13 protein-coding genes and 1 riboswitch are annotated in these 15216 nt (G+C 40.7%); of the genes, 12 read left to right on the top strand and 1 reads right to left on the bottom strand.

The window, feature by feature from the left end; translation table 11 throughout:
• Positions 1-34: 34 nt before the first annotated feature.
• Entirely contained in the window at positions 35-1420 is a 1386-nt protein-coding gene (locus T344_RS0107340; RefSeq protein ID WP_027628158.1) for an NAD(P)/FAD-dependent oxidoreductase, read from the bottom strand.
• 310 nt (positions 1421-1730) lie between these two features.
• On the opposite strand from T344_RS0107340, the gene T344_RS0107335 reads away from it, so the two are divergent.
• From T344_RS0107335 to uvrB, 12 genes are all read left to right on the top strand, one after another.
• Positions 1731-2270 carry a hypothetical protein gene (locus T344_RS0107335; RefSeq protein WP_027628157.1) on the top strand — a complete coding sequence of 180 codons (540 nt, stop codon included), beginning with the start codon at positions 1731-1733 and terminating at the stop codon, positions 2268-2270.
• A 942-nt stretch (positions 2271-3212) separates the two neighbouring features.
• Entirely contained in the window at positions 3213-4169 is a 957-nt protein-coding gene (locus tag T344_RS0107330; RefSeq protein WP_027628156.1) for an MraY family glycosyltransferase, read from the top strand.
• Positions 4170-4487: 318 nt separating this feature from the next.
• Positions 4488-5000 carry a QueT transporter family protein gene (locus tag T344_RS0107325; RefSeq protein WP_027628155.1) on the top strand — a complete coding sequence of 171 codons (513 nt, stop codon included), beginning with the start codon at positions 4488-4490 and terminating at the stop codon, positions 4998-5000.
• A 92-nt stretch (positions 5001-5092) separates the two neighbouring features.
• Positions 5093-5194: riboswitch (purine riboswitch) on the top strand.
• Positions 5195-5344: 150 nt separating this feature from the next.
• Entirely contained in the window at positions 5345-5917 is a 573-nt protein-coding gene (locus tag T344_RS0107320) for a xanthine phosphoribosyltransferase (protein WP_004623072.1), read from the top strand.
• Between the two features lie 97 nt (positions 5918-6014).
• Positions 6015-7115, top strand: a complete 1101-nt coding sequence (locus T344_RS0107315; protein ID WP_027628154.1) for a BMP family ABC transporter substrate-binding protein — start codon at positions 6015-6017, stop codon at positions 7113-7115.
• Between the two features lie 259 nt (positions 7116-7374).
• Entirely contained in the window at positions 7375-8904 is a 1530-nt protein-coding gene (locus tag T344_RS0107310; protein WP_027628153.1) for an ABC transporter ATP-binding protein, read from the top strand.
• Positions 8905-9984: an ABC transporter permease gene (locus tag T344_RS0107305; protein ID WP_027628152.1), complete on the top strand. Its 1080-nt coding sequence runs from the start codon at positions 8905-8907 to the stop codon at positions 9982-9984.
• 5 nt (positions 9985-9989) lie between these two features.
• Positions 9990-10931 (top strand): ABC transporter permease, encoded by a 942-nt coding sequence (locus T344_RS0107300; RefSeq protein ID WP_027628151.1) that lies wholly within the window; start codon positions 9990-9992, stop codon positions 10929-10931.
• Between the two features lie 18 nt (positions 10932-10949).
• A complete protein-coding gene (locus tag T344_RS30960; RefSeq protein WP_004623102.1) occupies positions 10950-11126 on the top strand; it encodes a hypothetical protein in 177 nt (58 codons plus the stop codon).
• Positions 11127-11281: 155 nt separating this feature from the next.
• Complete coding sequence (gene trpS, locus T344_RS0107290) at positions 11282-12292, top strand: tryptophan--tRNA ligase (RefSeq protein WP_027628149.1); 1011 nt, start codon at positions 11282-11284, stop codon at positions 12290-12292.
• A gap of 216 nt (positions 12293-12508) precedes the next feature.
• A complete protein-coding gene (locus T344_RS0107285) occupies positions 12509-13078 on the top strand; it encodes a manganese efflux pump MntP (RefSeq protein WP_027628148.1) in 570 nt (189 codons plus the stop codon).
• A 144-nt stretch (positions 13079-13222) separates the two neighbouring features.
• Positions 13223-15202, top strand: coding sequence for an excinuclease ABC subunit UvrB (uvrB, locus tag T344_RS0107280; protein ID WP_027628147.1), 1980 nt, complete (start codon positions 13223-13225; stop codon positions 15200-15202).
• Positions 15203-15216: the final 14 nt, after the last annotated feature.

Raw genomic sequence — 15216 nt, 5'->3', positions numbered from 1 at the left:
TCATAATGTCCAACCTCTTCATATATTTATCAACTTATGACTTGCTTATTCTGTCGGAGATGGTTCTTGCAACGTGAACGCCGCTGGCGCTGGCCTGTGACAGACCGCGTGTGACACCGGCTCCGTCACCTATGGCAAACATGTTCGGAAGTTTTGTCTCCAGCTCGTTGGTGAGCTCCAGTCTTGAGCTGTAGAACTTAACTTCTACACCGTAGAGCAAGGTATCGTAGTTTGCCGTACCCGGAGCAATTTTGTCCAGAGCGTATATCATTTCAATAATATTATCCAGATGTCTCTTGGTAAGAACAAGGCTGAGATCACCGGGAGTGGCATTCAATGTGGGGTGTGTAAAGCTTTGACCAAGCCTGTGGGCATTGGTTCTGGCACCTTTTATCAAGTCTCCGAACCTCTGGACAAGCACACCTCCGCCCAGCATGTTTGACAGCGATGCAATCCTCTTACCGTATTGATAGGGCTCATTAAACGGATGAGTAAATCGGTTGCTGACTAAAAGCGCAAAATTGGTATTTTCACTTCTCAGGCTGGGATCCGTATAGCTGTGTCCATTGACAGTTACAATGCCGTCAACGTTTTCCGAGACCACATGGCCGTAAGGATTCATGCAGAATGTACGCACCAGGTCACCATACTGTTTGGTTCTGTATACAAGCTTTGATTCGTATACAACATCGGTAATGTGCTCAAATACCTTTGCAGGGAGCTCAACTCTTACACCGATATCGACCTGGTTATTGATCATATCTAACTTAAGCTGCTTGCACTGCTTGGAAAACCATTCGGCACCTGATCTTCCAGGAGCAACAATAAGATATTTGCACTCTATGGTTTTTTCATTGTGAAGCTCTATTGCATAACCATTCTCAGAAGGTGTAATATTTAATACCTGGGTGTTGCAAAGCATTTCAAGACGTTCCAACAAATATTTGTATAGGCGTTTCAGTATTTCCAGATTGTTCTCTGTTCCAAGGTGCTTTACTGCCGCCTGAAGCAAATGCAGATCGTTTTCAAGAGCTCTCTTTTCAATAGCCTTGGCTTCAGGTGTGTAGGTTGAAAACATCTCTTTGGTTGCACCGAAATCGACATTAACACTGTCCACATAGTTAATCAGGTCCATTACTTCCTTATCTTCAAGATAGTCATTCAGCCATCCACCGAATTCAGTTGTAAAATTAAACTTACCGTCCGAAAAAGCACCTGCACCGCCGAAACCCCGCATGATATCACAAGTTTTGCAACGTATGCAATCCTTTATTTTATTGGCAATTATGGGACAATTTCTTCCAAAGATATCATTGCCCTGTTCTATCATTACAACTTTCAAATCAGGATTCTTTTTTGTCAACTCATAGCCGGCAAAGATACCGGAAATACCACAACCAATAATTGCTACGTCATACATAGTCTTTACCTCCGTAATTCACTGTGTCAATGTTGTTATCATGTATGGCACTTGGAAACAGATTTGTACAAAAATAAGAACATTGTCTTCCAAATAAGATATTATACAGGACATCTCATACTAAGTAAATGGTTAAAATGATTTAATGATACTATATTACATATTATTGCGTAAACGTTCAATCATATTGCCTGGGGTAATTTGAAAATATTTACACTACTTTAAATTTGTGCTAAAATAGCTGAAAAGGATATATAGTATGGAATTTATCCATTTCATGAATATAATCATATGAAAGGTGGATTTTATCGTGAAAAACAGGAAGAATTTAATAATGTTATTTTCTTTAACAATAACATTATCCTTAACCGGTGTTTATGCTTCAACTGCCGTTAATGAAAGTACGGATTCTAATAGTACAGTATCATCTGAAAAAGCTGAAAATAAGATAAAAGTAGAAACAAGACTAAATACGGTTTGGCAGGATATAAAGAAAACCCATAACATAAATGAAGATGATTACATAGAATTGGATATTGGTAAGCTGAACCAATTCTTGAGTGGTAAGTTAAAAGGATATACCGACAAAGACTTAATTGATGAAATGAATAAAATTTTAGCGGAAAATCTTTTTAATGCACCGGTAGGCTCAACAAAACCTAAAATTTTGCTTAACAAAGCTGGTAATGAGATTGTTTTTGCATATAAGGAAAGTGACGGCAAAAACACTTTAAATATATTCAGAAAAACTGAAGTGAAATCATCAAATGATGTTCTATTTGAAAATATCGTGCAAAAATCAGAGGGTGATCACATTCCGGAACTGGCACCAACCATATGGTTAAATTAACACGTTGTGCTAATTAATTTAAATTTTGTTTTACCTGTGTAATTTTTTATGTCAACTAGTACTTCCGCACTAACTTCATAAAATAAGGATGCCCCCAAAACAATTACGAAAATTGTATCGCCTCATTTAAAGTGGTTTTACCGTCGTCGACAATTTACCGCAATTGTTTTTAACCGTGCATCTTATTTCATGAAGTTGTCCTCGCGTACCAGTTGATTTTAATTAAATCTATCTGTAAAGCAAAACAAAATTTCAATTAGCATAACAGATTAAATTAACACGTTGTGCTGGTTTAAAAGCGCAGGTACTTTCCGTAATAAAAAGCTGATGCCTCGCCGGGAACCAGCTTTAAAGAACCTTGCTTCAATAGTGCGCGAGAACGTATCCATTGATGGACAGCGGGCGGGAGTATTATTGATTGTGCAGACATGGGTTAAAGCTGTTTTTTATGGTCTCTGCAACCAGATTTAACCAGGAAAGAGTGTTTAACCTGACTTCAACTTTGCAGTTAGCTGATATTGCTGTTTATACCGGTATGCGAGTACAACTTTAAGCAATGGACAGCACGGTAAAAGTGCTTGCTGAAATTTGTAGGCGAGAAACAAGTATTTATGCCGGGAAATTGACAGGAGGTCAATTTGAGCAGCACGCGAGACCCGGATGGTCGAGTTGCTGCGACGGCGAAAAATACTTGTTGTGAGCCGTACTATTTCAAGTAAGCGCTTTGTGTGCAATCCATTGCTTGAAGTTAGTACGGAAGTACCGGTATAATCAGTAATAATTTTTTTCTCGCAAAGTTGATCAGCTAACCGGCACAACTCGTTAAATTATTAATAATCTCTTAATTTTTTCTCCAAAATGTTGAAAAGTAGTTTTTAATAGTATATTTTAAATGTATAAACGAATGTATAAATACTAAGGATGAAATGGAGTTAACAGGGTATGAGTTACTATTTGACCTTTTTTCTGTCACTTGTAATAATGCTGATTGTAACACCTAAATTGACAAAACTTGCCCATAAAATCAATTATACAGAAAAACCAAATCCCGAAAGCGGCAGAAAAATCCATACAGAAAGCAAAGCATATCTGGCGGCTGTGGGAATATTCTTTACTTTCTGGTTTTGCTACTTTTTATTCACCCGGGATTTCAGCCAAAAATCAATAGTTCTGCTTACAAGTTCCTTCATCATCTGGTGTGTGGGTATGGTGGATGACTGGTTTAAAATCAACGGTAAGGATTTGAAGGCATTGCCCAAATTTATACTGCAGCTGTTTGCATGCATGCTGCTGGTATATTTCACAAATATTGAGTTTTCCGGGATTACAAATCCCATTAACGGCACTTATATATTGTTTCCGGAGTGGATACAATTTCTTCTCTCCGTTCTGTGGCTGTTCGGAGTGACGACAGTAATTAATTTTTCCGATGGCCTGGATGGCCTGGCAGGAGGGATTTCATGCATATCTGCCGCCACCCTGTTTATAGTATCTGTCACAAAAGGCAACCAATTGCTTGGAATCATGTCTATAACTCTGGTGGGAGTGTGCCTTGGATATTTAAAATATAACAAATACCCTGCAAAAATATTGATGGGTGATGCAGGAGCTACTTTTTTAGGCTTTATTCTGGCGGTTATTTCCCTGGACGGTGCTTTCAAACAGGCCACGGCAGTGTCAATTTTCATACCAATACTGGCTCTGGGCCTGCCCATATTTGATAATATTTTTGTTGTCATAAAAAGGATAAGAGAAGGGAAACGGATATATGAGGGGGATTCCTCCCAGATTCATTACAGGTTGATCAACAAAGGGCTTACCCAAAAACAAACAGTATATGTCCTGTATCTTGTCTGTATTTGTTTGAATTTAAGCGCAATAATTTTACTGCTTCTGTAATAAACTTATTAATAAATTTTAATAAATTTATTTTGTATTACCGGTAAATCAATGATATAATTTGATAAAAAGAAAATAATAAAGACAGTTCGTGACCATCCTGTCTGAAGCTTGTATTTTAAAGCACATTCCAAAAGAGTGCGAGAACGGCAAAATGAGAGATGCTGTAATACAAGCTTTGATTAAAACTACGGCGACGCTGCCTGCATTGCAGGGCAGTATTTTGTTTTGCATCCCGGCCTATTGACGTAGTCCGCAAGCTGCATGCACTGTGTTTTAAAAATGTACTGTTGGTTGCGGCAAATGAGAGGGGTTTTTATGAAAAACAAAAAAATATTATGGCTGACAACTTCGGCCATGATAGCGGCAGTATATCTGGTGCTCACAATGATTTTTTACGCAATAAGCTTTGCACCCATGCAAAGCAGGCTGGCAGAGGCACTTACGGTTTTACCGTATTTCACGCCAGTAGCCATACCGGGATTATTTATAGGCTGTATACTGGCAAACATAATAGGGGGCTACGGAATATGGGACGTGGTAATTGGAAGTCTTACTTCACTTTTGGCTGCATACCTGACCTACAGGCTGACTTTTAACAAACCCCGGAGAAAGTGGCTTGCACCGCTTCCGCCTGTATTGCTGAATGCGGTAATTGTCGGAGCGGAGCTCAATCTTTTATCAGGTTCTCCAACCTGGGAGGCATTTTTAGGAATAATGCTGTCGGTGGGCATAGGACAGATTATTGCATGTTATGTAATAGGATTTCCACTTATGTTATTATTTGAGAGAAGCAAAAAAATAAGTGAACTTTTTAAGCGTATTTCTTAAAAATGTTCATATTTTATCTTGATTTTTTTGATAGTCTAAGATACAATAACTTTGTCGAAAAAACTTAATAATGGTGTTTTTCAATATATATATCCGTATATTGAAAAATATCCCGTATATTCTCGGTGATATGGTCCGAAAGTCTCTACGAAGCCGCCGTAAATGGCTTTGCTACGGGTGTTCATCTTTGACATATTTTTATTTGTCGTAAGAATCAGAGCTCCCAATCCATGATTGGGAGCTTTTATAATTAACTGGGTCTTTTTATAATACTTCAGTTGAGTTGTTATGACTAGGAATATTCTGTTAAAGCAGTATATTTCACTATTTTCCGGAGGATTGAGATGGAACTCTTAAAGCAAAGAATCTTGAAAGACGGACAGGTTTTAGGTAATGACATCCTTAAAGTGGATTCTTTTTTGAATCATCAGATGGATGTTCAGCTTTTCAATGAAATGGGCAAGGAATTTTTCAGATTGTTTGCTCACAAAAATGTTACCAAAATTCTCACAATTGAATCTTCAGGTATAGGCATTGCATGCATAGCCGCACAGTATTTCAATGTCCCGGTGGTTTTTGCCAAAAAAACCGAAGCAAAGAACCTGGATTCCGATACTTATCTGGCAGAAGTATTTTCGTTTACAAAAGGCAAAACCTATAGTGTGAGAGTTTCGCAAAAATATATAAATCCCAATGATATCGTATTAATAATAGATGATTTCCTTGCCAACGGAAAAGCGGCACTGGGACTTGCCGACATTGTCGGACAGGCAGGAGCTCAGGTTGCCGGTATTGGAATTGCCATAGAAAAGGGTTTTCAGGACGGGGGAAAACTCCTGCGTGAAAAAGGTCTTGAGGTCCAGTCCCTGGCTATTGTGCAAAGCATGCAAAACGGAAAGATCAGCTTCAGTGAATAGGTTTTATGTTAACATACTTGGTTTAAAATGCTCCCGGAAAACGGAAGCATTATAATATATCAATTAATTATTAATTAGAACTTAGGGGGATTCAAAAATGAAAAGATTATTGGCATTAATGCTGGCTGTTGTTATGATCACTGCAGCTGTACTTACCGGCTGCGGATCGGGTTCGGCAGCGCCGGCAGGTGGTGAAGGTTTAAAAGTTGGTTTTATTTACATCGGAACTCCTGGAGATGTGGGATATACCTTTGCTCATGACCAGGGGCGTATCTACCTGGAAGAACAATTAAAGGATAAGGGCGTTACAACCGCTAAAGTTGAAAGTGTGCCTGAAACGGCAGATTCCGAAAAGGCCATAAAAAACCTCATTGACCAGGGCTGCAAGGTAATATTTGCTACAAGCTTCGGTTACATGGATTTCGTTGAAAAAGTGGCTAAGGAGTACCCGGATGTTAAGTTCTTCCACTGCTCCGGCAACAAATCAAACGGAACCAACTTCGTAAACTATTTTGGAAAGATTGAACAAGCCAGATATCTCACCGGAATAGTTGCAGGTTTGAAGACAAAGTCCGGAAAAATCGGATATGTTGCAGCAATGCAGATACCTGAAGTTATCAGAGGTATCGACGCATTTACATTGGGAGTACGTTCGGTAAACCCCACAGCTGTTGTAAACGTCAAATGGACAAACACCTGGTATGATCCCCAGCTGGAAAAGAGTGCTGCCGAAGCATTATTGAACGAGGGAAATGACGTTATTGCACAGCATCAGGATTCAACTGCTCCGCAGATAGCAGCCCAGGAAAAAGGTGCTTTTGCAATCGGTTACAATTCAGACAGCAGCAAGGCTGCACCAAAGGCGTATCTCACAGCTCCCGTATGGAACTGGGGTGTATACTATGTAGATCAGGTTCAGAAAATTCTTGACGGTTCATGGAAGGCTGAAAATTACCTCGGCGGAATGCATGAAGGCGTTGTGGATATAGGACCTATGACAGATCTTGTGGACGCCGACATAAAGGCAAAGGTTGAAGAAGTCAAGGCCAAAATTCTTGACGGTTCACTGGATGTATTTGCAGGTCCTGTAAAGGATCAGACCGGTGCGGTTAAAATCGCGGAAGGTGCCACAATGACTGTTGAAGAACAGCAGGCATGCAAATGGTTTGTTGAAGGCGTAAACGGAAAAATAGACTAATAAAAAACGATAACTGATTTATTCTGACAAATTACAATATTAGCAGTAGTTGAAGCTCCTTTGCCAGCATTGGGCTCGACTACTGCTAATAAGGTTTTATAACGGGGTGTGAGGATGTTTCCAGCCTCGTTGAAAGTGCCAAGGCAAGGAAGTTTCTGCAGACGAAAAAAATTTTTAAGAACGTAAACGTTCTTTTGAACCATGGGTTATAATAAAGACATGCAGTCAAAAAATCTTTATAAATTTAAAAGGTGATACTGTGAGAAATGAAGTTTACATCAAAATTGAAAATTTAACAAAAACCTTCGGACCCGTAATAGCAAATAATAACGTTTGTCTTGAGGTAAACAGGGGAGAAATACACGCACTTCTCGGAGAAAACGGCTCGGGCAAAAGTACCCTGATGAATATGCTTTCCGGCATATACACACCTGACAGCGGACAAATATACATCAAGGGCAGGCAGGTTACTTTCAGAACTCCCAAGGATTCAATGGAAATGGGGATAGGTATGATTCATCAGCATTTCAAGCTGGTGGAGGTAATGTCTGCAAAGGAAAATATAATAGCCGGCCAAAAGGGCAGGTTCTTTGTGGGAAGTGCAAAACTTTCCGGGAAAATCCGTAAAATATCCGATAAATATGGTCTGGCAGTTGATCCGGATAAAAAAATATATAATATGTCTGTAGGTGAAAAACAGACGGTAGAGATTCTCAAGGTTATTTACAGAGGAGCTGAGATTCTTATTCTCGATGAGCCCACGGCAGTTTTAACTCCACAGGAAACGGAAGGGCTTTTTAAAATTCTCAGAAAAATGAAAGAATCGGGAAGTGCGGTAATAATCATAACCCATAAGCTGAATGAGGTCATGGAAATTGCCGATAAGATCACTGTATTAAGAAAAGGCGAAACAGTGGGCACAGTAAATAAAGAGGATACAAATTCCGCCGAACTTACCAACCTTATGGTTGGGCGTGCTGTCGACCTGTCTATTAGCAGGATTGAATGCAAGGACAAAAAAACAATATTAAACATTGAAGGTCTGACAGTGGTGGATGATGAAAAAGTAAAGGCTCTCGACAACATTAACTTCAAACTGTCGGCAGGTGAAATCCTGGGAGTGGCTGGGGTTGCAGGCAGCGGACAGAAGGAGCTCTGCGAAGCAATTGCCGGACTTTTTCCGGTTGCTTCAGGAAAGATAGAATATAAAGGCGAAAATATCGTAGGTAAAAATCCTCGTGATATAATAAAAAAGGGAATAAGCATGAGCTTCATACCCGAAGACAGGCTTGGCATGGGACTTGTGGCATCCATGGGCATGGTGGACAACATGATTTTGAAGGAATATCAGAATCAAAAAGGATTTATGATCGATAAAAAAATTGCCAGGTCCCTTTCGCAAAATCTTATAAAGAAGCTGGAAATAAATACTCCTGGTATTTACCATCCTGTCCGGCAATTATCAGGCGGCAATATCCAGAAGGTTCTGCTGGGGCGTGAGATAGAATCAAATCCCCATCTGCTCATAACGGCTTATCCGGTCAGGGGTCTTGATATAAATGCATCCTATACAATTTATGACCTGCTTAACGAGCAGAAGGAAAAAGGTGTCGGAATACTTTATATCGGAGAGGATCTCGACGTGCTTATCGAGCTTTGCGACAGGATCATGGTCATATGCAACGGTAAAATAACCGGCATGGTTGATGCCCATAAGGTTAACAAGGAGCAGCTAGGTATGATGATGGCGGGAGAAGCTATGGAAACGGTTATGGGGGTGGGAGCGTAAATGGTCAGAATAGTTAAAAGAACGGATTTGACAAAACGGCAATCGGTAATGTTCAGACTGCTTGCAATTCTGGGAGCACTGCTTGCCGCCGGAATATTTATATTATTTCTTGGATTCAATCCCTTTAGGGTTTACCTTTCAATGCTGGACGGGTCCTTCGGCTCCCTGTACAGGTTTAAGGAATCAATTATCCAGGCCATTCCCCTCATTGTTTCATCACTGGGTATTTCAATAGCCTTCAGAATGAAATTCTGGAATATTGGTGCCGAAGGCCAGATAATAATGGGAGCATTTGCTGCCAGCTATTTCGCTTTGTATTGGTCAAACCTGCCGGTATATGTCATGCTGCCGCTTATGTTTCTGGCCTCGGCGGCTGCAGGCGGCATATGGGCTTTGATACCTGCCTTTTTCAAGGCGCAGTTCGGCACCAACGAAACCTTGTTTACACTGATGATGAACTATATAGCCCAAAAAATAATAGTCTATGTACAGTATGGTCCGTGGAAGGACCCCAAAGCCCTGGGGGCAGGTAAAATCGCACTTTTTGGTGATAATGCGGCGCTCCCGGAAGTGTTCGGCATTCACATAGGCTGGATAATAACTGTTGTACTTGTAATTCTGGTATATATTTTCATTAATAAAACAAAGCGGGGCTATGAGATACAGGTTATAGGAGAAAGCGAAAACACTGCAAGATACGCAGGTATGAATGTTAAAAAGATAATATTGTCCTCATTGATTCTCAGCGGTGCACTCTGCGGGCTGGTAGGCATGTTCCAGGTATCGGGAGTAAACCATACCTTAAGCTACCAGGTGGCCAACGGGGTCGGGTTCACCGCTATAATAACAACCTGGCTGGCAGGTTTGAGTGCTCCTGTTATTGTAATAGTCTGTTTCCTGTTTGCAGTGCTGCAGCAGGGGGGAACCTTTATACAAACGGCGTTCAGCATACATTCCTCGGCTGCACAGCTGATTCAGGGTATGATCTTATTCTTTGTACTTGGAAGTGAGTTCTTTATCCAATACAGACTGGTTTTAAAGCAAAAAACGGATAAATTGATAAAGAAGGAGGCAGCGTAGAGCAAATGACATTTATAAGTATTTTAACATTTATTCTGACTGGTGCCGTCACTGCCGGAACTCCTCTGCTATTTGCCACACTGGGAGAAATTATCACTGAAAAGGTCGGCCAGCTGAACCTGGGTGTGGAAGGTATGATGCTGATGGGTGCCGTAATTGGCTTCAGTGCTGCCCTTTCAACAGGAAATCCTGTTCTGGGCATACTTGCCGGGATGATAGCCGGCGCTTGCGGAGCATTGATCTTTGCTTTCCTTACAATAACACTCAGGGCAAATCAGATTGTTTCAGGTCTTTCACTGACCATTTTCGGTACAGGCTTTTCAAGTTTTGTGGGACAAAAGATGGTTGGACAGGGTTTGGCCGATTCCGTGAGAAACAGCTTTGCACCTGTAAAACTGCCCTTGCTGGGAGATATTCCGGTGCTGGGACCGGCTTTGTTCAATCAGAATGTACTGGTATATGCGGGCTATGTTGTAGCTGTCATTCTGGCAATATATCTGTATAAAACCAGATTGGGCCTGAATATGCGGATGGTAGGGGAAAATCCCGGAGCGGCGGATACTGCGGGAATTAATGTAGCCCTGTACAAATATGTGCATATACTTATCGGGGGTATGCTTTGCGGGATTGCCGGAGCGTATATGTCGATGATCACAGTTCCTTCCTGGCAGGATGGAGTAACAGGGGGCAGAGGCTGGATAGCCGTTGCACTTGTTATATTTGTAACATGGAATCCGTACAAGGCCATGCTGGGCTCGTATTTCTTCGGAGCACTGAGCATTCTGGGTTTATATTTACAGGGTTATGTGCATATACCTCAAAGTATTTTTGACATGCTGCCATATTTTGCTACAATAATAGTATTGATTATGATTTCTTTGAAAAAGTCCAAAGAAAATAACCCGCCAAAGGCGTTGGGAGAACCTTATTTCAGGGAAGACAGATAACAGGAGATGGAGGTTAATGTGAATAAAAAAATAATGCGGTCAGGGAGCATATTTTTTACAATTATTCTGTTGGGCTTTGCAGCCTTAAAATATTCTGCAGGAAGTACCAGAACTTCTATTTTTTATTTTATAGCAGGAATAGGCTTCCTTATTGTTTTTATATCATATTCGAGAAAAGGCGGAGCATCAAAATAAATAAGGTAAGAATATGGACAAATACCTTGTTATGACTGTTATTTTAATGATAAAATCATTTATGATGCTTTTAACTTGTCAGGTGTGGCAAAAACTTATTTGTACAATGAGTGCAATAAAATACCAATAATATTTGTTTAAGGATGTGTTTTAAAATGGAACGGACAGAACAAAAGAAGAGGATATTCAGCGGAGTTCAGCCTTCAGGGAATCTTACAATAGGTAATTACCTCGGTGCAATAAAAAACTGGATTCCCATGCAGGATGAGTTTGAATGCCTCTATTGTGTGGTTGATCTCCATACTCTCACCGTAAGACAGAATCCTGCAGAGCTGAGACAGCGCAGCCTGAACCTGCTGGCTTTATATATGGCCTGCGGCCTTGATCCGCAGAAATGTATCCTGTTTCTGCAATCCCATGTAAGTGCTCATTCCGAGCTGGCATGGATTTTAAATTGTTATACCTATATGGGCGAACTGAACAGAATGACCCAGTTTAAGGATAAATCAGCAAAACATTCCGACAATATAAATGCGGGGCTATTCACATATCCCGTACTTATGGCGGCAGACATACTTTTGTACCAGACCGAGCTTGTACCCATAGGTCAGGACCAGAAGCAGCATCTGGAAATAGCAAGAGACATTGCAGAAAGATTTAATAATGTTTACGGAGATACTTTTACCATTCCTGAACCTTACATTCCTAAAATAGGTGCAAAGATAATGAGCCTCCAGGAGCCGGAAAAGAAAATGTCCAAATCCGATGAAAATGAAAATGCATATGTATTTATACTTGACAAGGAAGATGCGGTCCTTCGCAAGTTTAAAAGGGCGGTTACCGATTCAGAACGTGAAATAAGATATGATGAGGTCAATAAACCCGGTGTAAGCAATTTGATAAGTATATATTCCGCAGTAACCGGCAAGACTTTTTCTGATATAGAAAAGGAATTTGACGGAAGGTCCTATGGTGACTTAAAGGAAGTCACAGGCCAGTCTGTTGCTGAAATGCTCAGACCTGTTCAGCAGAAATATAACGACCTGACTGCAAACAAGGATTATCTTAATTCCATATTAAAGGAAAATTCTGAAAAAGCGGCTTATATGGCAAGAAAGACACTTTCAAAGGTTCAAAGAAAAATTGGTTTGCTGCCAAGAAGCTAGGGAAATGGAACAGGGATCATTTCATACGTCGATTTGACTTTGCAGTGGAATGGTTCCTGTTTTTTTATGTTAAGGAAATAATACTTCTGTTTGAAGAATATAAATTAGTGATACGAGCGTCAAAAGAATATATTCATTAAATCCTTAACAAAGCTGCTATTTTTCCTATCAGTAAATTATTTTGCTGATAATATACATGTGTTTTAGGAGAATTGTATGGCACTGACAGAATTGATATTATTGGCATTGGGACTTTCCATGGATGCTTCGGCAGTGTCCATATCCAATTCCCTGTGTATTGATAAAATAAAACTTAAACATGTCCTGAAGATGGCTCTGATGTTTGCTGCTTTTCAGGGCATCATGCCGCTGATAGGCTATTTTGCCGCAAACAATTTTGAGGATGTAATCAGCAGGTTTGATCACTGGATAGCATTTATTCTTCTGGCCATAATAGGCGGGAAAATGCTGCATGAAGCAATAAAAGCCGAGATAAATCAGGAGTGCAGCTTGTTTTCACTTACCTTGAAGCTGCTTTTTGTTCAGGCTGTGGCAACAAGCATTGACGCCCTGGCGGTCGGAGTGAGTTTATCGGCCCTGAATGTGGATATTTATTATTCAATAACTATTATAAGCATTGTAACATTTGTCTGTTGTACGGCAGCGATACTTGTAGCCAAAAGATTCGGAAATCTGCTGGGAAAGCGGGCAGGTATAGCAGGCGGTATTATTTTAATATCCATAGGAATTAAAATATTCATCGAGCACATGTTTTTTCACGTATGAGATACTTGGAGCGCATATAACATAAACATAAAGCAGAGCAAAGGCAAACGTATGTTTGCTTTTGCTCTGCTTTATGTTATAATTTAATTTGATTGTTTGAAGCAATATAAGTTATGAGAGACCGGTTAATGGCAGGGAGGACATATGAACAGATTTGAAGTTGTTTCGGAATATAAACCAAAGGGCGATCAGCCTGTAGCTATAGAAAAGTTGAGCAAGGGGATAATAGAGGGACAAAAGCATCAGACTCTGCTGGGTGTTACCGGTTCCGGTAAAACCTATACTGTGGCAAAGGTCATAGAACAGGTTCAAAAGCCTACGCTTGTCATCGCCCATAACAAAACCCTTGCCGCACAGCTATGCAGCGAGTTTAAGGAATTTTTTCCGAATAATGTCGTAGAGTATTTTGTAAGTTATTATGACTATTATCAGCCCGAGGCTTATATCCCGTCGACAGATACCTATATTGAGAAGGATTCCTCGGTGAACGAGGAAATAGATAAGCTCCGGCACTCGGCAACTGCCGCTCTTTTTGAAAGAAGGGACGTAATTATCGTTGCCAGCGTTTCCTGTATTTATGGTCTGGGTGATCCGGAGGACTATACCGACCTTATGCTTTCACTCAGGGTAGGGATGCAGAAGGACAGGGATGAAATAATACGCAAGCTTGTTGATATTCAATATGAGAGAAATGAGATAGATTTCAGAAGAGGCAGGTTCAGAGCAAGAGGGGATGTGCTTGAAATCTTTCCGGCAAACAGCTCTGAAATGGTTCTGAGAGTTGAATTTTTTGGGGATGAGATAGAAAGGATAACAGAGGTTGATTACCTGACTGGGGAAATAAAAGGAACAAGATCGCATATAGCTGTTTTCCCGGCATCTCACTACGCTACTACGAGGCCTAAAATGGAAAAAGCCATGGTGACCATTGAGCAGGAGCTGGAAGAACGTCTTGAACAGCTGAAAATGGAGGGCAAGCTGCTTGAAGCCCAGCGGCTTGAGCAGAGAACCAGATATGATCTTGAGATGATGTCTGAAATAGGTTTCTGCCAGGGTATCGAGAATTATTCAAGGCATATCAGCGGCAGAGAGCCCGGAAGTTCGCCCTTTACACTAATGGATTACTTTCCCGACGATTATCTTCTGGTAATAGACGAATCCCACGTTACAGTTTCCCAGATAGGGGCAATGTACAACGGAGACAGATCCAGAAAGGAATCACTGGTTGAGTACGGTTTTAGACTGCCTTCCGCTTTTGATAACAGGCCGCTTAAATTCAATGAATTTGAGGAAAGAGTAAATCAAGTGGTCTATGTCAGCGCCACGCCGGCCGCCTATGAGAGAGAGCACTCCACACAGGTGGTTGAGCAGATTATCAGGCCTACCGGGCTTATTGATCCTGAGATAATAATCAGACCGGTCAAGGGACAGATAGATGATTTGATCGGAGAAATAAATTCCAGGGCTGAAATAAGACAAAGAGTACTTGTTACAACACTTACCAAGAAAATGGCCGAAGATTTGACCGATTACATGAAGGAACTTGATATTAAAGTAAAATATCTTCATTCCGATGTTGCAACTTTTGAGAGAATGGAAATAATCAGGGATTTGCGTCTGGGGGTATTTGACGTGCTGATAGGTATAAACCTTCTCAGAGAGGGGCTTGATATACCTGAGGTTTCGCTTGTTGCCATACTGGATGCAGACAAGGAAGGCTTCCTCAGATCGGAAACTTCCCTGATCCAGACAATAGGACGTGCCGCCAGAAACTCTGAAGGAAAGGTAATCATGTATGCCGACAATATAACCGGTTCAATGCACAGAGCCATAAGTGAAACCAACAGAAGAAGACAGCTTCAGATGGATTTTAACAATACTCATGGTATTGTGCCAACAACCATACAAAAATCAGTCAGAGACTTAATCGAAGCGACAAAGGTTGCAGAGGAGGAGGAATCATATTATACTGGTAAGGATAAACCAAATCTCATGTCTGTTGAGGAATTGGAAAAACTGATTTCAAAACTTCAGAAAGAGATGAAGCAGGCTGCCGCAGACCTGCAATTTGAACGGGCAGCTCAACTGAGAGACAAAATTGAAGAGCTGAAGAAGAGAGTATAGCATACAGATGAACG

Origin of the sequence: Ruminiclostridium cellobioparum DSM 1351 = ATCC 15832 (assembly GCF_000621505.1) — a bacterium.
GTDB lineage: Bacteria > Bacillota > Clostridia > Acetivibrionales > DSM-1351 > Ruminiclostridium > Ruminiclostridium cellobioparum.
The sequence above is the reverse complement of the archived record's forward strand: the minus strand, read 5'-3'. Positions and strand labels throughout refer to the sequence as shown.